Source organism: Hymenobacter metallicola (genome assembly GCF_004745645.1).
Classification (GTDB): domain Bacteria; phylum Bacteroidota; class Bacteroidia; order Cytophagales; family Hymenobacteraceae; genus Hymenobacter; species Hymenobacter metallicola.
The window spans coordinates 734,078-753,320 of sequence record NZ_SRMB01000003.1; the positions used below are offsets into that span (position 1 = coordinate 734,078).

Consider the following 19,243-nt stretch of genomic DNA (forward strand, 5'->3'; position numbering starts at 1 on the left):
TAATTTACAGGGGGCGTTGGCTCGAGCCTGTTTTTGTGTCTGAGGCTAATCATTTGTGGGCAGAAGTGCTGGTTTGTGCAGCTGAACTGTAGCTTTGTAGGCCTGTTGCCGTGCTTATGACTTTGCCTGCTCCGCCCGATTTTCTGACCATCAGCTTTCGTCCCGACCTGAACATCCTGGTTGTGCGCTGGCAGCGGCTCATTTCGCTGGCGGAGATGCAGCAGGGCTACCTGCACTTACTTGAACATGCAGCTTACCACAACTGCCGCCACTGGTTGCTCGACGGGCGCCGCCGCTTCAACACCGACCGGGAAGGCGCCCAGTGGATGGTTTCTACCTTTCTGCCCTTGCTGCACCCCCGCCTGGGCCAGCGCACGTATCTGGCGTATCTGCTGGCCCCGGTGACGCTGCGCGAACAGGATGCCGATGCGGCCTTCCCGCCGCCGGCCTACTTTCTGGACAAGCCTTTTCTGGGGGAGCGGTTTGTGGAAGAAGGCGAGGCTATCAGCTGGCTGCAGCACCAGCCCTAGGCAACTAATTCCGATGTACCAGGCTTGTCAGGCCCGGTCAGGATGTTTTCCTTCTTGCTTTCTGCTACCTCTATGAAACAACGTCGTGGTGCCCAACCCGCCCGCCGGCCCAGCGTTTTTGCCGCCGAAAACCGGTTTGAGCGCTGGGATGCCCACACCCTGGCGGCTCATCCGGAAACCGAGTTCGAGCAGTGCCATTTTGTAGGCTGCGACTTTTCCGGGGCCAGCCTGGGCCACTTCCGGTTTACGGACTGCCTGTTTGAGCGGTGCAATCTGGCCTCGGCCAAGCTCTCGGGCGCCGGCCTGCAAAACGTCGCCTTCACCGACTGCAAACTCTCGGGGGTGCAGTTTGCGGCCTGCCGCGACTTTCTGTTTGAAGTGCACTTCGAGGGCTGCCAACTGCACTACGCATCCTTTTTTGGCAAGAAGCTGCGGGCCACCAAGTTTGTGCGCTGCTCCCTGACCGACGCCGATTTTACCAGCGCCGACCTAACGGAGGCCGTCTTTCAGGACTGCACCCTCAGCAACGCCGTGTTCCGCAATACCCTGCTCACCGGCGCCGACTTCACCACCGCCTCGCAGTTCAGCATCGACCCCGAGGGCAACACGCTCACCAAGGCCCGCTTTACGCTGCCGGGCCTGCTGGGCCTGGTCAGCAAGTACGGGGTGATTGTGGAGTGAGTCTGCCGGCAAGGCAATCAGCCGCAGGCCGGGTTGCTGGGCCACTTATGGCTGAGCAGTAAAAACCCGCGCTTGGCAAATCCGGTTTAGGCTACTTATTCGCACGCCTAATCTTATTCGGTATGTCTGCCAGCTTGTTTACCCCGCTCACCATTCGCGGCCTGACCTTAAAAAACCGCATCACCGTTTCGCCCATGTGCATGTACAGCAGCGAAGATGGATTTGCCAACGACTTTCACTTAGTGCACCTGGGCAGCCGGGCCGTGGGTGGGGCCGGCCTTATTATCGTGGAAGCTACGGCCGTGGCCCCCGAAGGCCGCATCACGCCCGACGACCTGGGCATTTGGAAAGAGGAGCACCTGCCGGGCCTACAGCGCATTACCACTTTCCTAAAGCAGTATGGCGCTGCGGCCGGGATTCAGCTGGCCCATGCCGGGCGCAAGGCCAGCACCAACAGCCCCTGGAAACCTACCGGGGTGGTGCCGGCCCACGAAGGCGGCTGGCAGACGGTGGCTCCCAGCGCCGTACCGTTTCATGCCGGGCAGCCCGCGCCCACGGAGCTCGACCAGGCCGGTATCGACAAAGTTATTGCTGATTTTCGGGCGGCGACGCGCCGGGCTCTGGCGGCTGGCTTTCAGGTTATTGAGGTACATGCGGCCCACGGCTACCTGCTGCACGAGTTTCTCTCGCCCCTGAGCAACGCCCGCACCGATGCCTACGGCGGCTCCTTCGAAAACCGCATCCGGCTGTTGCTGCAGGTCGTGGATGCTACCCGCGCCGAGTGGCCCGCCGACTACCCGCTGCTGGTGCGCATCTCGGCCACCGACTGGACTGAGGGCGGCTGGACGGTGGAAGAATCCGTAGCGCTGGCCCGTGCTTTACAAGAAAAAGGCGTCGACTTAATCGACTGCTCCACCGGCGGCAACGTGCCCACGGCCCAGATTCCGGTGGGGCCCGGCTACCAGGTGGAGTTTGCCGAGCGAGTTAAAAAGGAAGCCGGCATTCTGACCGGGGCCGTGGGCATTATTACCAATGCTGCCCAAGCTGAAGCTATTATTGCCAGCGGCCAGGCCGACCTGGTACTGCTGGCCCGCGAGATGCTGCGCGACCCGCATTTTCCTCTGCACGCTGCCCAGGAGCTGGGCGTCGACGTAGCCTGGCCCGATCAGTACGCCCGCGCCAAGCGGCATAAGTAACTGGCCCCGGCACAGATGCAGCCAGCCGGCGTGGCTGGCTACATCTGTTTGTCCAGCTGCCCTTGCTCGACCAGCCAGTCAAAAATGAGCTGGTCGACGGGCGAAACCCGGGGCCGGTCGTGGTAGGTGAGCCAGGCCACTTCTTCGATTTCGGCGGCCGGCTGCAAGGTGCCTTCGTACTCGGCCGCGTAGCAGATCATGCGTACTAGAACGCCTTCGGCGTGGCCGTGGGCCTGGGCCTCGAAGGTACCGATGTAGCGCAGGCTGCCGGGCCGCAGCTCCACGGTCAGTTCTTCCCGGATTTCCCGGATCAGGGTCTGCGCGTCGGTTTCGCCCGGTTCCCGCTTGCCGCCGGGAAAGTAGTACCGGTCTTTGCCCCGGCTGCGGGTGCTCAGCAAACGGCCTTCGTGCAGATATAGCCAGGCTACTTTGTCGATAACGGGCATACGGCCAACAGAAATTGGGGGAGTCCTATATAGAAGTGTAGGGCGAAGATAAATTGAGGCAATGCAGCTTCCATCACCAACATAGGTCTTTACAAGACCTTTCCAATTTGTATGTTGCTGCATGATTAAATCTACTACCCTGCAGGCCTGTCTGGCAGTAGCGGGCCTAAGCCTGGCTGGTTGTGCCACCAGCAGCCAAACTCCGCAAACGGCCGCCACCCCACCCGCTACGCTTACGGCCTCTACCGCCGCCACTTCTACTACGACTGCCGCCCCTCAGCAAGGCGTGGGCATCAACGTAGCGGACCTGGACCGGTCGGTGTCGCCCTGCGAGGACTTCTTTCAGTTTTCGGGTGGTACCTGGTTGAAAAACAACCCTATACCTTCTTATGCGTCCAGCTGGGGCCCGCGCAACCTGCTCAACGACCGTACCCAGCTGCTGCTGCGTCAGTTGCTGGAAGAAGCTGCCGCCAACCGCTCGGCGGCGAAGGGCTCGAATACCCAAAAGGTAGGCGACTTCTACGCCGCTGCCATGGATACGGTCGCCATTGAAAAGGCGGGCATCACGCCGTTGAAACCCGAGCTGGACCGCATTGCCGCTATCAAAGACCTGAAGGGCGTGCAGGATGAAATTGCCCGCCAGCGCCTGTTGCAGACCGGCGCTTTCTTCGGAGCGGGTGTGGAAGTAGACGAGAAAAACTCAACCCAGTACACCATCGGCTTCAGCCAGGGCGGCCTCACCTTGCCCGACCGGGATTATTACTTCAAGCAGGATGCCCGCACCGAAGCCATCCGGACGGCCTACCGCAAGTACCTGACGAATATGTTTGCCCTGCTGGGCGACGACCAGGCCACCGCCCAGAAAAACGCGGGTACCGTCGAGCGGATTGAAACCCGCCTGGCCAAGGCTTCCCGCACCCGCGTGGAACTGCGCGACCCGCAGAGCAACTACAACAAGCTCACGGTAGCCGAGCTCCAGAAGCGCTATCCCACGCTGAACCCCCAGCGCCTGCTCCAGCAGCTGGGCCTGGGCGCGGCTAAGGAGGTCGTAGTGGGCCAGCCGGCTTTCCTGACCGAAGTAGATAACGTGTTGAAAACCGAGCCCGTGGGCGACTTGAAAACCTACCTGCGCTGGTTTACGGTCCGCTCGGTAGCCTCGGGCCTGCCCAAGGCTTTCGTGGATGAGAACTTCCGCTTCAACCAAGCTCTGACCGGCGCCAAGCAACCTCTCACGCGCTGGAAGCGCATGCTGGCCGCTACCGATGGCACCCTGGGCGAAGCCTTCGGTCAGCTCTACGTCGACAAGGCTTTTTCGCCGGCGGCCAAGCAAAAGGCCCTCGACATGCTGGCCAACATCAAGGCCTCCATGGCCGAGCATATCCAGACCAACACCTGGATGAGTGAGCCGACCAAGGCCGAGGCCCTGAAAAAGCTGAATGCTCTGCGGGTAAAAATCGGCTACCCCGACAAGTGGAAAGACTACTCGGAGTTGAAAATCAGCCGGGAGTCGTTTGTGCGCAACGTGCTGGCCGCCCGGGAGTGGGATTACCGCCAGGATGTGAAAAAATACGGCGGCCCCATCGACCGGAATGAGTGGGGCATGACCCCACCCACCATCAATGCCTATTACAACCCGCCGATGAACGAAATCGTGTTTCCGGCGGGCTACCTGCAGCCGCCTTTCTTTGACCCCAACGCCGACGATGCGGTGAACTACGGGGCCATTGGCGGGGTAATGGGCCACGAAATGACCCACGGCTTCGACGACCAGGGCCGGCAGTATGATGCCGCCGGCAACTTACGTGACTGGTGGACGCCCGCCGATGCGGCTGAATTCACGAAGCGCGCCGCCGTAGTGGGCCGGCAGTACGACGCCTTTTCGCCGCTCGACTCGGTGCACGTGAATGGCAAGCTGACCATGGGCGAAAACCTGGCTGACTTTGCCGGCCTCACCATCGTCTACAAGGCCCTGCAAAAGCAGCTCGACAAGCAGTACGGCGTGGGCAAGCGCCCCCTGATTGACGGTTTCACGCCCGAGCAGCGCTTCTTCCTGTCGTGGGCCCAGCTGCGGCGCACCAACATCCGGCCCGAGGCCCTGCGCCAGCAGATTCTGACCGATCCCCACTCGCCCGGCCAGTACCGCACCATCGGGCCCCTGATGAACATGCCCCAGTTCTACGAAGCCTTTGGATGCCAGCCCGGCCAGAAAATGGTGCGGGCCGAAGGTGACCGGGCCAAAATCTGGTAACGCACCAAACGTAACACTCTTTTTCCCAGACGGAACCAGACCGCGCCCCCGCTTGTCGGAGAGCTTTAGCCGTTCCTTTTTCTGCTCCCACTTTTAACCGCGTAATGACCAACAAAACCCAATTCCTGCTCGCCCTGGGTACAGCCGCGGGCCTCGCTCTGGCCGGCTGCGCTGCCAGCAGCACTGCTACCACCACCACGGCCCCGACGGCTACGGCCGAAACGACGGCCACGGCTTCCGCTGCGCCAGCCACTCAGCCCTCCCAACCCGGCGTGGGCCTCGATGTCAACAACATCGACAAGTCGGTGTCGCCCTGCGACAATTTCTTCCAGTACGCCTCGGGCACCTGGCTGAAAAACAACCCGATTCCGGCCGCCGAGTCGCGCTGGAGCTCCTGGAACACGCTCATCAACCAGAACGAGGCCGTGATGCGCCAGATTCTGGACGAGGCGGCCGCCAACAAGACCGCTGCTAAAGGCAGCAACCTGCAAAAGGTGGGCGACTTCTACGCCTCGGCTATGGACTCCATGGCCATTGAAAAAGCCGGCCTTAAGTACCTCAAGCCCGAGCTGGACCGCGTAGCGGCTATCAAAGACCTGAAAGGCCTGCAGGCGGCCCTGGCCCGCCAGCAAATGCTGCAGACCCGCTCGGTACTGGGGGTAGGCGTCGCGCAGGACCGCAAGAAAAGCACCGAGTATGCTGTCTACATGATGCAAGGCGGCCTCACCTTGCCCGACCGGGACTACTACCTCAAGGAAGACGGCCGCTCCAAGCAGATCCGGACGGCTTACACGACCTACCTGACCAACATGTTCAAGCAGCTCGGCGACAACGAGGCCACTGCTGCCAAGAACGCCGCCACGGTGATGCGCCTGGAAACCCGGTTGGCCAAAGCTTCCAAGGACCGCGTAGCCCTGCGTGACCCGTATGCCAACTACAACAAAATGACGGTGGCCCAGGCCAACCAGCAATTCCCCAACCTGGGCGTAACGAGCCTGCTCCAGCAGCTGGGCCTGGGGGCCGCCAAGGAAGTAATCGTGGGCCAGCCCGACTTCCTGAAGGAGGCCAGCACCGCTCTGAAGTCGGAGCCCGTGGCCGACTGGAAAACCTACCTGCGCTGGCACCTGGTCAACTCCACCGCCTCGGCTCTGCCCAAGGCCTACGTAGAAGAATCGTTCCGCTTCAACCAGGTGCTGACCGGCGCCAAGCAGCAGCAGCCCCGCTGGAAGCGCATGCTGCGGGCCACCGACGGCTCGTTGGGGGAAGCCTTCGGTCAGCTCTACGTGGATAAGGCCTTCACGCCCGAAACCAAGCAGAAGGCCATGGAGATGGTGAACAACATCAAGGCTTCCATGGCCGAGCACATCCAGCAGCTCGACTGGATGAGCAGCGCCACCAAAACCGAAGCCCTGAAAAAGCTGAACTCCTTCACCGTCAAAATCGGCTACCCCGACAAGTGGAAGGACTACTCGGCCCTGAACATGTCGCGCGAGTCGTACCTGCAAAATATGCTGGCGGCCCGCATGTGGGAGTACAAGGACGACGCGAAGAAATTCGGTAAGCCGATTGACCGCGGCGAGTGGGGCATGACCCCGCCCACGGTGAATGCCTACTACAATTCGTCGCTCAACGAAATTGTGTTCCCCGCTGGCATTATGCAGCCCCCCTTCTTCGACCCCAAGGCCGATGACGCTGTGAACTACGGCGGAATGGGCGCCGTAATCGGCCACGAAATCACCCACGGCTTCGATGACAAAGGCCGGCAGTCGGATGCCGAGGGCAACCTGCGCGACTGGTGGACCAAGGAAGACGCTGACAACTTCACCAAGCGCGCCGACATGGTGGGCGCCCAGTACTCGGCTTTCTCGCCCCTGGACTCGGTGTTTGTGAATGGCAAGCTGACCATGGGCGAAAACCTGGCTGACTTTGGCGGCCTGGCCCTGGCGTACTCGGCCCTGGAAAAGCAATTGGAGAAGAAGTACGGCACCGGCCCACGCCCCAACTACGACGGCTTCACGCCCCAGCAGCGCTTCTTCCTGTCGTGGGCCCAGATCTGGCGTACCAACGCCCGGCCCGAGTACCTGCGCCAGCAAGTGCTGACCGACCCGCACTCCCCGGCCCAGTACCGTACCAACGGCCCTTTGATGAACATGCCCCAGTTCTTTGACGCTTTCGGCTGCAAAGAAGGCAAAATGGTACGCGCCGAAAACGAGCGGGCCAAAATCTGGTAGGCTGGCTTCGCTACCTGAACGCTAAAAAGGCGCTCCGTACGATACGGAGCGCCTTTTTTGTGGACATCCTTCCCATAAAAGCTTGGCTGATTCCAGGCGCCAGCCGTAAAACCAGCCGTACCACTACCAGTTTGCCATGCCGTTGCACCGCCAGCTCGACCAGAAGCTCAGCAAGATCTACGAGCCCTCTACCAAGATTGACGACGTGTTCAAAGGGCTCGACATCAGCTTCGTAACCAACGACCAGGGCGAACCGGTGACCTTGTTTATCGGCAAGCGCCGGCCCGATGGCGTCATTGCCGGCGAGCGGTATGTGCGCACCATTAAGCGGCAGCCGGGCAGCCAGCAGGTAGCTGCCAGTCATTGGGACTTGAAAGGCCGGACCCAAGGCTGAAGCCCCGCAACACTTGCCGGAATAGGAGGGAAGTAGCAAAGCCGGAATTTCTATATTCGGGCTACATTCATCCTTCTTATCTTCTATTTCATGCAATCCATTCTTTCCCAATCCTGTGGCCGGGCCTGGTTTCTGGCCCTCCTGTTCTTCTTTCTCGGCGTGGCCGAGCCCGTAGTAGCCCAGCAGAAAACTGTTCTGGCCAACGGCACTCCCGCTATTACTACCACCGACGGCGTCAAGCTGTACACTAAAGTAGCGGGCAAGGGGCTGCCTTGCCTGTTTGTGCACGGTGGTCCCGGTGCGGGCAGCTACGCCATTGAGGCCATGGCCGGCAAGTCGTTGGAAGAAAACTTCCAGATGATTTACCTCGACCAGCGCGGCAGTGGCCGCTCTACTTCCGCTGCCGACAAGAATTACGCCCTCGACCGTATCGTGCAGGATCTGGAGGAAGTACGGCAGCAGCTGAAGCTGGAGAAGTGGGTGCTGATGTCGCACTCCTTCGGCGGCATCATTGCCACGGCCTACGCCAGCAAGTACCCCGAGCGGGTGCAGGGCCTGGTACTGGTCAACAGTATTCTGAACCTGCCCGCCTCTATGGAAAGCACGGCCACCAATGGCTACAAGCTGCTGCCCGAAGCCAGCCGCCCACCCCTGGACCCCAATGCCCCGCTGCCCCAGCGCTTCGGCATGGTGATGGGCTTGCTCGGCCAACAGCGGCTGATGGACAAGTTTATGTTTGCCAACGACTCGACGCCCGTGCGGGTGAGCCGGGTGATGAAAGGCATGACCTCGAACCGGGATTTTACCACCACCATTTTTCAGGGCCCGGCCATCCAAACCTACACCCAGGACATGACCCCGGCTACGGCTACGCTGAAAATGCCGGTCCTCGTTATTTCCGGCCGCGACGATTACATGGTGGGCCCCGACCACTATAAAAGCTTCCACTTCCCCAACCAGCAGAACGTGGTAGTGCCCGGCAAGCATTACGCCCTGCTCGAAAGCCCGACGGAGTTTAAGCAGGCTGTAGCAGCCTTCGCCAAAAAGCTGCCGCGCAAAGCGTAGTAGCTTTCTGCAGTCCCAGCGCTCTGAACAGCAGTTCTAACCGGGCTGCTGTTTTTAGTTTGTGAGCTGGCCTGAGAAATATTTATGGAGAAGAAGTAGCCGTTATTACGAAAACTTCGTAGTATTACGAAGATATCGTAATTGAATATATGGAACGCTTGACCCAACCCGAAGAAGAAGCTATGCAGGTGCTCTGGAAGCTCGATGGCGGCTTCACTAAAGAAGTGCTGGAGCTGCTACCCGAGCCCCGCCCGCCTTACACCACCCTGGCCTCTACCATCCGCAACCTGGAGCGTAAGGGCTATCTGCAGGCGCAAAAGCTGGGCAACTCTTTTCGCTACACCCCCCTGATTAAGTCTGAAGACTACCGGAAGCGGTTTATGTCGGCCTTCGTCGGCGACTATTTCCGCAACTCCTACAAGGAACTGGTGACCTTTTTTGCTAAAGAGCAGAAGATCAGTGCCGCCGAGTTGCAGGACATCATTGAGATGATAGAAAAAGGCAAATCCGAGTAAGATGTCGGCCCTTCTGCTGTACCTGCTGCAAGCCAACGTCGCCTTGGTGCTCTTTGCCCTGGTGTACTACGCCCTGCTCCGGCCCCTGACGTTTTACCAACTCAACCGGGCCTTTCTGGTTTTCGCGCTGCTGTTTTCGGCGCTCTACCCGCTGGTTGATGTAGCGGGTTTGCTGCCGGGGCCCGCGCTGCCGCTGGTCCTGCCTCAGACAGTGGTCGGCTGGTACACGGTGGTGCCGAGCAGAGGTCCTAATGCCCCGGCGAGCTTCGACGTTGCGGGCAGCTTGGGCCTGGTGTATGCCGGCGGCGGCGCGGTGCTGTTGCTGCGCCTGTTGGGGCAGCTACTGGCCCTAAGGGCTATGCACCGGCGCAGCCGGCCGGGTATGGTGAGCGGCCAGGCCATTCGGCACCTAGCCGAGCCGGTTAGTGGATTTTCGTTCTGGCAAACCATTTACCTGAACCCGGCCCAGTACGAGCCGGCAGAGCTAGCGCTGGTGCTGCGCCACGAGCAGGTACACGTGCGGCAGTGGCACTCGCTCGATACGCTGCTGGCGCAGCTGGCCGTGGTGGGCTACTGGTTCAATCCCGCGGTGTGGCTGCTGCGGCGCGCCCTGGCCGAAAACCTGGAGTTTATCGTCGACCAGCAGGTGCTGCACACGGGGCTCGATAGCAAAGCCTATCAGTACAGTTTGCTGCGGGCTAGCGAGCTGGCCCCGGCAAACAGCTTGGTCAATCATTTCCATTTTCTACCCCTTAAAACCCGTATTGCCATGATGAACAAGAAACCATCGGCGCCGCTGCACTTGGTCCGGTACGCCTTGCTAGTGCCGTTAACCTTAGGGCTGAGCCTGGCCTTTGCCGGTCCTGGCCCGGCGTTGCCAGCCGCCACGGCCCCCGCGCAGACGAGCACCGGCCGGCCCGAAAATGCCCTTTACTACATCGACGGCAAGCCAGCTACCAAGGCCAATGCCGACCAGCTCAACCCGGCCGACATAGCCGGAGTTAATGTCCTGAAAGGGGAGAGTCTGGGAAAAGTGCTGGGTAACACCACCGCTACCGAAGCCATTCTGATTACGACCAAGCAGCACGAAAACGCCCCCGAAGTAGTAGCGCTGAACCGTAAGCTCAACAGCCTGGTCGATTTGGGCGGCAAGCTGCTGCTTATCGGCGACCAGGAAGTGACGCTGGCCGAATTCCAACAGGCGTTGGCTACCCAAACCAAGCAGGTAACTTCCCTGAGTGCTCAGGATGCGCAGAAACGTTTCGGTGCCCGGGCTACCAACGGGGCGGTGCTTATTGCCGGTCGTAAGTAGCTGCTTCCCCAACTGCTCGCAGCGGGGCAGTTGATGGGATAGTTGGGCGAGCTTATAAAGGATAACAGCCGATTTCCAGTCAAGTATATGCATGCCAATGGGCAGCCTGTGTTCTACAGACTGCCCATCGGTGCGTTGGAGCCAGCTCCACTTACTGGATGTAGTGGGGCCGGATCAGGTTCTCGAAAGTGAAGATTTCGTCCCATTTGGCCTGGGTAAGCAGCCCCCGCTCGGTCACGGCCACGTCGTACACCGATTTGCCGGTACGCAGGGCTTCCTTGGCAATTTCGGCGCTGGTTTCGTAGCCCAACACCGGGTTGAGCTGCGTCACGATGCCGACGCTGTTGCGAACCAGCTGCTCGGCGTGCTGCACGTTGGCCGTAATGCCCACTACGCACTTCTCGCGCAGGGTGTGGCAGGCCCGGGTCATGTAGGAAATAGAGGTGAACAGGGCAAAGGAAATGACGGGCTCCATCACGTTGAGCTGGAGCTGTCCGGCCTCGGCGGCCATGGTCACGGTCAGGTCGGCGCCGATGACGTAGAAGGCCGTTTGGTTGACTACCTCGGGCACCACGGGGTTTACCTTGCCGGGCATAATGCTGGAGCCGGGCTGCAGGGGCGGCAGGTTGATTTCGTTGAAGCCCGTGCGCGGCCCCGAGGACAGCAACCGCAGGTCGTTACAGATCTTGGAGAGCTTCACGGCCGTGCGTTTCAGCACCCCCGAGAGCTGCACGTAAGCGCCCGTATCGTAGGTAGCTTCAATCAAGTCGCCGGCCAGTACCAGGTCGAGGCCCGTGATGGTGCGCAGGTGCTCGGTCACTAGCTCGGCGTAGCCGTCCGGGGCATTCACCCGCGTGCCGATGGCCGTCGCCCCCATGTTGATTTCACTGATGAGGTGGCGGGAGTCCTCGATGCGGAGCAGTTCTTCGCGCAGGTTGGTGGCAAAGGCCTTGAACTCGTCGCCCATGCTCATCGGCACGGCGTCCTGCAGCTGGGTGCGCCCCATTTTGAGCACGTTGCGGAACTCTACCCCCTTCTGGGCAAAGGCATCGGCCAGCTGCGACAGGGCGTCGCGGTAGCCTACCAGCTTGTTGTTCAGTGCAATGCGAAAAGCGGTTGGGTAGGCGTCGTTGGTCGACTGGGAGCAGTTAACGTGGTTGTTGGGGTGGCAGAACTCATACTCCCCCTTTTTCTTGCCCATCAGCTCCAGGGCTACGTTGGCAATCACCTCGTTGGCGTTCATATTGACCGAAGTACCGGCCCCTCCCTGAATCATATCGGTCAGGAACTGGTCGTCGTACTGGCCGGCGGCTACTTTGTCGCAGGCGGCGGCAATGCACTCAGCAATGTTAGCGTCGAGTACACCCAGGTCCCGATTGGCCAGGGCAGCGGCTTTTTTCACATAGGCCAGGGCCTGTACAAACAGAGGCTCGGTGCGCAGGGGAATACCGGTGATGTCGAAGTTCTCCAGGGCCCGCAGCGTCTGAATACCGTAGTAGGCTGCTTCGGGAATAGACCGTTCGCCCAGAAAATCGTGTTCAAGCCGGGAATTTTTCATACAGTAGCAAGGGATGGGGTGGGGCTCCTTCTACGTAAACAGAGGAGCTGGGTCGGTAAATAAAGCCAACAGGAGCGGGGCGCTTAAGTTGGCGCAACTACAGGGCGCAGTCGATGATGGCAACGGTCCGCAAATACGCCATTTTTGCCTGGTAGCTCGACTAAGCGGGCCTAGCTTACCAGCACCGCCGTAGCACCCTTCTGCTCCCGGTAGGCCGAGGGCGTTAGGCCGGTCAGGCGGCGAAACGTGCGGTTGAAGTGCGACAGGTTGTTGAATCCGCTGGCATAGCTCACCTCCGTAATGGGCAAATCCTGCAGCAGCAGCAAGCGGGCGTGGCTGATGCGGTACTCCTGCAGAAAATTGGTGAGCGTTTGGCTGGTCATTTTCTTGAAGTAGCGGCAGAAGGCCGGCACCGATAGGTTGGCCACGTCGGCCAGGTCCTGCACCGTAATGGGTTCGGCAAAGTGCTCCTGGATATACTGGTAGATGCGGCCCAGGCGCTTCTGTTCCTTTACTTGTACGCCCCCGGAGCTACCCATATCAGCGTGCAGCTCCGTTACGTCAGTGGCATCGGCCAGCTGGTAGAGCACCTGGAGCAGGGTGAGCAGGCGCAAGGGCGCGGGCTGGTTGGTCATTTGGCGCAGGGCGTCGCCCACGGCAGCCCGGGTTTGGGGCCCGAAGGAAAGGCCCTGCCCTGAGCGCACGAACAGCTGCTGCACGGCCGCTAGCTCGGGCCGCTGCAGAAAAGTGTCGCCCAGAAAGTCGGCCCGCAGCTGGACTACCACCTGCTCGAAGGGGCCGTGCTGCTCGTGGCTAAAGCTCAGGTGCGGCAGATTAGGCCCCATAAATAGCAGTTCGCCGCCTTCGTAGTGCGACACGTGCTGGCCAATGTGGCGGCGGCCGCTGCCCTGCGGGATGTAGAGCAGCTCGTATTCCGGATGGTAATGCCACAGGATGCCGCCCTCCTCGGCTTCGGTGTAGTGCAACAGTCGGAAGGAGCTGCCGGCGGAGGGCTGAATGGTTTCAAATTCGAGCTTCATACTTTGTTAACATAGAAAAGGGCCCCGCAATCGTTTCAGGGGTAAATTTAGTTAAAATAGTATTACAAGTGGCTAACCCGTGGATAGTGAGGTCAGTAGGCTTGGTCTACCTTTGTCATCGTAATCTGAGAAGTTATGCCACGTCTGCTGACTCCCCGCCCAGAGGTGCCGGTTTCTCTTAACCGTGCCCGCTGGGCGGTAACCCTTATTTTCTTTCTTCACGGCTTGTTGTTTGCCAACTGGTCAGCCCGCCTGCCCGAGTTGGAGCAGCACTACCGCATTGTGCACCGCGAGTTAGGACAGGTGCTGTTCTGCAACGCCATGGGAGCCTGGGGAGCCATGCCCCTGGCTAGTTGGCTGCTGCCCAAGTTTGGTAGCCGCCGGATGACCACTATCGGAGCTGTTTTGTTTTGCGCCTTCATTCCGGGGCTGGCTTTGCTTTCTACCGTAGGGCAGCTGATGGGGCTGTTTCTGGTATTGGGTGCCGCTACTGGCTTGCTCGATGTCGCTATGAATGCCCAGGCCATTCAGGTGGAAGAGCGGAATCACCGACCCATCATGTCCTCGTTCCACGCGGCCTTCAGCGTCGGCGGTATGCTGGGCGCCGGGGCCGGGGCCCTGGGTGCTCGACTAGGCATCAGCTACGCTTCGCATCTGCTCAGTTTTTCAGCGGTAAGTGTCGTGCTGGTTGCCCTGGCCTCAACCCAGCTACTGCCCAGTGCTGCCCGGCCCGACATGGCAACTGCTGCCGAAAACACGCCAACGGGCTTCCGCTGGCCCAGCCGACTGGTGTTGGGCCTGGGTGTTGTGGCCTTCTGCTGCATGCTCGGCGAAGGAGCCATGGCCGACTGGAGTACCATTTATCTGGTGCAGGACACCCAAGCTAGTCCGGCTCTGGCCCCGCTCGGCTACGCGGCCTTTTCCCTGGCTATGGCTACGGGGCGTATTTTGGGGGATGCGCTGACTTTGCGTTTCGGGCCCCGGCTGCTGGTGGTAGTGGGGGGGCTGCTGGCGTTGGTGGGCTTGCTGAGCTTACTCCTCCTGCCCCTGACGGCCGTCGGTATCGGCGGGTTGTTTCTCATCGGCCTGGGCTTATCGACCGTTGTTCCCACGGTATTCAGTGCCGCCGGGCAGCAGCACGATGTGGCTCCGGGTACGGCCCTTGGCATTGTGTCTACCATCGGCTACGGCGGCTTTTTGCTCGGGCCGCCGGTTATCGGCTGGCTGGCCGACGCCCTGACGCTGCGTTGGGCCTTGGGGGTTGTCGCCGGGCTGTTGGTGGTGCTGGTAGGAGTGGGGTTTACCCTACAGTTTGTCCCGCGGCGTTCTACTACTCCGCTGCAGCCGGCATTCGGTAGGTAGCTGTTAGCGGCAGCCAGGCTGCTGGCTGGTAATGTACGTTCATCTGCCTAAACCTGGCCCGGGCTGCTGAAGCTGCTAGCAGCAATGCAGTTGGCCCGTTTCGTTTTACCCTACAGCAACCCTGTTCGCCGGTGCTGGTTGGGCTGCCCAATAAGTGCTAAGCTTCTGCTCCTTAAAATCGGGCTTAGTCTTGCTTACTGGTCGAAAATCAAATGCTCTTCTCCATGAAAACGGATAATATATCTTCTGGCCCGGTGGCTTTGACCACGCGCCAAACCCACGAGCTGAAAACCTGGCCGGCCTGTTTTGCCGCCGTCGAGTCGGGCGCCAAGCCATTCGACGTGCGCGAAAACGACCGGAACTTCCAGGCCGGCGACGTGCTGCTGTTGCGGGAATACGAGCCCGACACGGAGCAGTACACCGGCCGCAAGCTGCTGCGGGCCATCAGCTACGTCTTGCACGGCGGTTCCTTCGGCCTCGAAGCAGGCTGGTGCGTGGTGGGGTTCGGGGCGTTGCCCCCGCTGCCACCTGGCATCAACGATACCAAGCTGTGGTAATCTGCTTCAGCACTCCTTGCTGTTCGTCACTTCCCGGAAGTGGTTTTTATTCACTTTACTTATTTGCCCATGTACATTCCTCCCATCCTTCACCTGACCACCGAAGAAAGCCTGCGCGTTATGCGTCAGGTCAAGCTTATGCTGCGGCGAAGCCTGTCGTATTATCTGAAAAACAAAAAAGCCTGGTCGTTCTGAGCCAGGCTTTTTTGTTGCTTACAAGGGTGAAGGGAGCCACGCCGACTACCTAGACTTTTGTCTCTTGCAGCACGGAACTGCGCAACGAGGATTCCCGAATCAGCAAGTTTGGCTGTAGCACTACTTGGCGGGGCGCTACTTTGGTTGGGCCTTCGTTGATGAGCTCCAGCAGCATCTGTACCGCCGTGCGGCCCATTTCTTCGCAGCGCTGGTCTACGGAGGTGAGCATGGGCTCGGTTAAAGAATCGAATAGCTCGTTGCTGAAGCCCGCCAGCGCCACATCCTGCGGAATACGCAGGCCCCGGCGCTTGATTACTTGCATGGCCCCCACCAGAGCCAAGTCGTTGCACGAGAAAACGGCGTCCAGCTGGGGGGCCTGCGCCAACAGGCACTCCATGCCTTGGCGTCCATCCTGGATACGCAGGTCGCTGAAGCTGACCAAGGCTGGGTCCAGAGGAAGGCCGTAGTGCTGCAGGGCATCGGCGTAACCCTGGTAGCGGTTGCGGCAGATATTCAGGTGCTGCGGCCCTCCTAAGTGCGCAATATGTCGGCAGCCTTGTTCAATAAGGTGGCACACGGCTTCATATCCGCCCTGATAGTCGTTCAGCACCACCGCACTCACCTCCTTGCTTTCGACTACCCGGTCGAAGAAAACCATGGGAATATCCCGGCGCCGGATTTCTTCCAGATAGCCAAAGTCGTGGGTTGACAGGGATAAGGACAGCAAAATGCCATCAACTTGGGCGTTCAATAAAGTTTCTACGTTCTTCTGCTCCTGCGCCGCGTCCTCATTCGATTGGCAGATCATCACATTGAAGCCGGCTTGGTTGGCTATGGTTTCAATGCCTTTGACAACCAGCGCAAAAAATTGCCCATCAATGTGAGGTACCACCACGCCAAGCGTGTTGCTGCGCCCTTTGCGCAAGGCGGCTGCTAACTGGTTAGGCTGATAGTTTAACTGCCGGGCCAGCTCCCACACCCGTTTCTTGGTGGCATCACTAATGCGGCTATGGTCGCTCAGAGCCCGTGAAACAGTTGACACGGATAGATTGAGCTGGGCAGCAAGATCAGATATGGAAGCGCGATGAGTAGACACAGAAGCAGGAGATAGAGCCAGCAAGTTCGCACAAATCAGCCAACCCGCCGTCCAGACAGTAAAGATGATGCCTCAAGAACCACCGAAGTTGTTGAGTAGTTCAGCTGAAAAAGCTTCGGAGCAAGCAGCAGTAGGGTTGCTTGAATACTACTACCGTCTCTGATGAGAACTTTTCGCCGGGTCGGCAAGATGAATATATGTAAACAATTGCGCAAACGTTTGCACAATTGTTTTCCTCTTCCTACATTCGGCACGTTAAAATATTCTTTGGTCAGCAGCGCCCCGTGGCCTTCAGCTTTCTGCCGGAACAAAAGCCAAGTCGCTGCACCCCAACTGTTCATTGCCAGCCGCACTCGTCAGTATTTGTCCATGGGTCGTCATCGTCATTCTCTAAGCCTTACCCGCAAGCAACAGGCTTACCTCGCTGATTTCATTAACTCTGACATTCTCTCCAAACAACAGCGCAACCGGGCGCAGGTACTCCAGCACTGGGTAGCCGACCTGACGGTACAGGAGTCCGGTGAGCTGCTGGGCTTGAGCATCGACCGGGTTTATAGCATGCGGCGGGCTTTTTCGCAGCAGGGCTTTAAAGATTATTTGCACGCGGTGCCCCGCTGCGGTGCTCCCAACAAACTCACGCCAAAGTTAGAAACGCTCCTGCGCCGCCTCACCAAACAGGCTGCAGCAAAGGGCAAGCGCCTCACGCTGGCTCTCATTGCCAAGCGTGTAGTAGAACTCGGCTATGCCGACCGGATCTGCACCGTGACTGTGCAGCGCGCCCTAAAGCAGCTAGAAACAGCTCAATTGGCTTCCAGCAGCCAACCTTCGTACGCACTGGTGCAAAGCTCCCGTCTTGCCGAAGAGCAAGCAGCATAAGCGTCTTAGCTGCTCAATACATATAAAAGCCAGCCCGGAGCATTGCTCCGGGCTGGCTTTTAGTTTTGCTGGGCTACCACGCAGGGTAGGGGAGAGGCGTAGTCTTACCAGGGGGATACAGATAAGCATAGCGCCTGGCCATAGCTGTGCTGATTTGCTTAAGGCCTTTACTTCAGTCTTCCTGCCTTATGCGCAAATACCTTCTCTTGGGAGTCTCCTTATTGGGCCAGCTCCCAGTCGCGTGGTCCCAGCCTGCCACCCCCCGGCAGCTATTTCCCGGTTTATTCGAAGCCGTACAACTAGGGCGCGTATTTGCCGACAACAAAACCTTCGTCGACGCCGTGCCGCTACAGCCGCCCGCCACGATTCTGGCGGCTTGGCACCAGCAGAAGCAACAGCCGGGCTTCCAGCTAGCCCAATTTGTACGGACTAACTTCCAGCTACCTGCCGACAATGGAGTCGTCTACCACAGTAACGTAGCCAAGGGCATTCAAGCCCACCTTGATACGCTCTGGACCGTTCTGCAGCGCCCCGCCACCGGGAGTATTGCCAATTACTCATCCCTACTGCCCCTGCCTAAGCCTTACATCGTGCCCGGTGGGCGTTTCCGGGAAGTATACTACTGGGACTCTTATTTCACTATGCTCGGTCTCCGCGAGGCCCACCAAATGGCTCTCGTGCGCAGCATGCTCGACAATTTTGCCTACCAAATCGACCAATACGGTTTCATACCCAACGGAAATCGTACGTACTACCTCACCCGGTCCCAACCCCCTTTCTTCTCTTTGATGGTTGAGTTGCTGGCCAAGGAGCAAGGAGATACAGTCTTGCTACGCTATCAACCACAGTTATTGAAAGAATACGCTTACTGGATGGCTGGGGCTGATTCCTTGGTTCGTGGCCAAGCGAAACGCCGAGTTGTGCGACTCCCCGGCGGCGAAGTGCTCAATCGGTACTGGGACAGTAGCCAAGAGCCGCGGGAAGAGTCGTATGCTGAAGATGTAGCAGCAGCCAAAGCGGCTAACCGGCCTGCTGCCGGGTTCTACCAAGACATTCGTGCCGCAGCAGCTTCTGGCTGGGACTTTAGTACGCGCTGGTTTGGGCCTGCTAGTACACTGTCGAGCATCCAAACTACCTCATTAGTAGCTGTCGATTTAAACTGCTTGCTGTTAGCGTTAGAAGAAACTATAGCGCGCACTTACAGCGTACAGAAAGCACCCGCTGCTGCTAAGGCATGGCAGCAAAGAGCCAAACAACGCCGTCAGGCAATTCTACGCTACTGCTGGAATGAAAAAGCGGCGTGGTTTACCGATTATCATTGGCAAGACAAGCAACCTGCCACTGTCCGAACCCTAGCTGGCGTTTTCCCCCTCACGTTCGGAGTAGCTACCAAGAAGCAAACCCAGCAAGTTGCAACTGGTTTGCAAACTGACTTTCTACGGCCCGGGGGCCTGCTAACTACACTAAGCCGTAGCGGGCAGCAATGGGATGCTCCTAATGGATGGGCTCCCCTTCAGTACATGGCTATTCAAGGCTTGCACCGTTACCAGCACACTGCCCTTGCCGATACGGTCACCCAACGCTGGATTAGGCTCAACGTGCAGGTATTTGTGAAAAACGGGAAGCTGTTAGAGAAATATAACGTAACCACAACCTCAAGCTTGGCAGGAGGGGGGGAATATCCACTACAAGACGGTTTCGGCTGGACCAACGGCGTGTTACTTTCCCTGCTACGCCCACCGGTCCGGCGGTAACCTTCGGCTGGCCGTTGGCCCCGGAATCCCCGCGTCCGGCCATCGGGGCATCCGGGCGCGGGGGGGCTGGAAACGACGACGCCCCCTCGCAGCACAAGGTCGCGAGGGGGCGTGGTAGAAAAAGGTTGGCGGCGACCGACTCTCCCACCGGTGAAGGTAGTACCATAGGCGCTACGGGGCTTAACTG

18 protein-coding genes are annotated in these 19,243 nt (G+C 59.3%); 14 read left to right on the forward strand and 4 right to left on the reverse strand.

The window, feature by feature from the left end; all coding sequences use genetic code 11:
• Positions 1-116: 116 nt before the first annotated feature.
• From E5K02_RS18380 to namA, 3 genes are all read left to right on the forward strand, one after another.
• A complete protein-coding gene (locus E5K02_RS18380) occupies positions 117-530 on the forward strand; it encodes a hypothetical protein (protein ID WP_135396654.1) in 414 nt (137 codons plus the stop codon).
• Between the two features lie 72 nt (positions 531-602).
• Positions 603-1,211: a pentapeptide repeat-containing protein gene (locus E5K02_RS18385; RefSeq protein WP_167856485.1), complete on the forward strand. Its 609-nt coding sequence runs from the start codon at positions 603-605 to the stop codon at positions 1,209-1,211.
• A gap of 122 nt (positions 1,212-1,333) precedes the next feature.
• On the forward strand, positions 1,334-2,407 hold the full coding sequence (namA, locus tag E5K02_RS18390) for an NADPH dehydrogenase NamA (RefSeq protein ID WP_135396656.1): 1,074 nt from the start codon (positions 1,334-1,336) through the stop codon (positions 2,405-2,407).
• A 38-nt stretch (positions 2,408-2,445) separates the two neighbouring features.
• Here the strand turns inward: namA and E5K02_RS18395 are convergent, their stop codons facing one another.
• Positions 2,446-2,853 carry an NUDIX hydrolase gene (locus tag E5K02_RS18395; RefSeq protein ID WP_135396657.1) on the reverse strand — a complete coding sequence of 136 codons (408 nt, stop codon included), beginning with the start codon at positions 2,851-2,853 and terminating at the stop codon, positions 2,446-2,448.
• 121 nt (positions 2,854-2,974) lie between these two features.
• Between E5K02_RS18395 and E5K02_RS18400 the strand changes: the two genes are divergently transcribed.
• The 6 genes from E5K02_RS18400 to E5K02_RS18425 all read left to right on the forward strand — a co-directional run bounded on the left by E5K02_RS18400 (position 2,975) and on the right by E5K02_RS18425 (position 10,618).
• Positions 2,975-5,101: a M13 family metallopeptidase gene (locus tag E5K02_RS18400; protein ID WP_135396658.1), complete on the forward strand. Its 2,127-nt coding sequence runs from the start codon at positions 2,975-2,977 to the stop codon at positions 5,099-5,101.
• A 104-nt stretch (positions 5,102-5,205) separates the two neighbouring features.
• Positions 5,206-7,332 (forward strand): M13 family metallopeptidase, encoded by a 2,127-nt coding sequence (locus tag E5K02_RS18405; protein ID WP_135396659.1) that lies wholly within the window; start codon positions 5,206-5,208, stop codon positions 7,330-7,332.
• A 136-nt stretch (positions 7,333-7,468) separates the two neighbouring features.
• Positions 7,469-7,726, forward strand: coding sequence for a hypothetical protein (locus E5K02_RS18410; protein ID WP_135396660.1), 258 nt, complete (start codon positions 7,469-7,471; stop codon positions 7,724-7,726).
• Positions 7,727-7,816: 90 nt separating this feature from the next.
• Positions 7,817-8,791, forward strand: a complete 975-nt coding sequence (locus E5K02_RS18415; RefSeq protein WP_135396661.1) for an alpha/beta fold hydrolase — start codon at positions 7,817-7,819, stop codon at positions 8,789-8,791.
• A gap of 149 nt (positions 8,792-8,940) precedes the next feature.
• Positions 8,941-9,306: a BlaI/MecI/CopY family transcriptional regulator gene (locus E5K02_RS18420; RefSeq protein ID WP_135396662.1), complete on the forward strand. Its 366-nt coding sequence runs from the start codon at positions 8,941-8,943 to the stop codon at positions 9,304-9,306.
• A gap of 1 nt (position 9,307) precedes the next feature.
• Positions 9,308-10,618, forward strand: a complete 1,311-nt coding sequence (locus E5K02_RS18425) for a M56 family metallopeptidase (protein ID WP_135396663.1) — start codon at positions 9,308-9,310, stop codon at positions 10,616-10,618.
• Positions 10,619-10,769: 151 nt separating this feature from the next.
• On the opposite strand, the gene aspA is transcribed toward E5K02_RS18425, so the two are convergent.
• Both aspA and E5K02_RS18435 read right to left on the reverse strand, forming a co-directional pair.
• Positions 10,770-12,176, reverse strand: a complete 1,407-nt coding sequence (aspA, locus tag E5K02_RS18430; RefSeq protein ID WP_135396664.1) for an aspartate ammonia-lyase — start codon at positions 12,174-12,176, stop codon at positions 10,770-10,772.
• Between the two features lie 170 nt (positions 12,177-12,346).
• Entirely contained in the window at positions 12,347-13,216 is an 870-nt protein-coding gene (locus tag E5K02_RS18435) for a helix-turn-helix domain-containing protein (protein WP_135396665.1), read from the reverse strand.
• Between the two features lie 135 nt (positions 13,217-13,351).
• Here E5K02_RS18435 and E5K02_RS18440 point away from each other — a divergent pair, with 135 nt between their 5' ends.
• From E5K02_RS18440 to E5K02_RS26090, 3 genes are all read left to right on the forward strand, one after another.
• Positions 13,352-14,578, forward strand: coding sequence for an MFS transporter (locus tag E5K02_RS18440; RefSeq protein WP_135396666.1), 1,227 nt, complete (start codon positions 13,352-13,354; stop codon positions 14,576-14,578).
• A gap of 254 nt (positions 14,579-14,832) precedes the next feature.
• A complete protein-coding gene (locus E5K02_RS18445; RefSeq protein WP_206025984.1) occupies positions 14,833-15,135 on the forward strand; it encodes an ASCH/PUA domain-containing protein in 303 nt (100 codons plus the stop codon).
• Between the two features lie 69 nt (positions 15,136-15,204).
• Positions 15,205-15,330 (forward strand): hypothetical protein, encoded by a 126-nt coding sequence (locus tag E5K02_RS26090; RefSeq protein WP_262709865.1) that lies wholly within the window; start codon positions 15,205-15,207, stop codon positions 15,328-15,330.
• Positions 15,331-15,379: 49 nt separating this feature from the next.
• On the opposite strand, the gene E5K02_RS18450 is transcribed toward E5K02_RS26090, so the two are convergent.
• The gene (locus tag E5K02_RS18450) at positions 15,380-16,426 is read right to left on the reverse strand and encodes a LacI family DNA-binding transcriptional regulator (protein ID WP_262709866.1); all 1,047 of its coding nucleotides are present in this window, start codon (positions 16,424-16,426) and stop codon (positions 15,380-15,382) included.
• Positions 16,427-16,588: 162 nt separating this feature from the next.
• Here E5K02_RS18450 and E5K02_RS18455 point away from each other — a divergent pair, with 162 nt between their 5' ends.
• Both E5K02_RS18455 and treA read left to right on the forward strand, forming a co-directional pair.
• Positions 16,589-17,302, forward strand: coding sequence for a COG3415 family protein (locus E5K02_RS18455; protein WP_135396669.1), 714 nt, complete (start codon positions 16,589-16,591; stop codon positions 17,300-17,302).
• A 188-nt stretch (positions 17,303-17,490) separates the two neighbouring features.
• On the forward strand, positions 17,491-19,056 hold the full coding sequence (gene treA / locus E5K02_RS18460) for an alpha,alpha-trehalase TreA (protein ID WP_135396670.1): 1,566 nt from the start codon (positions 17,491-17,493) through the stop codon (positions 19,054-19,056).
• Positions 19,057-19,243: the final 187 nt, after the last annotated feature.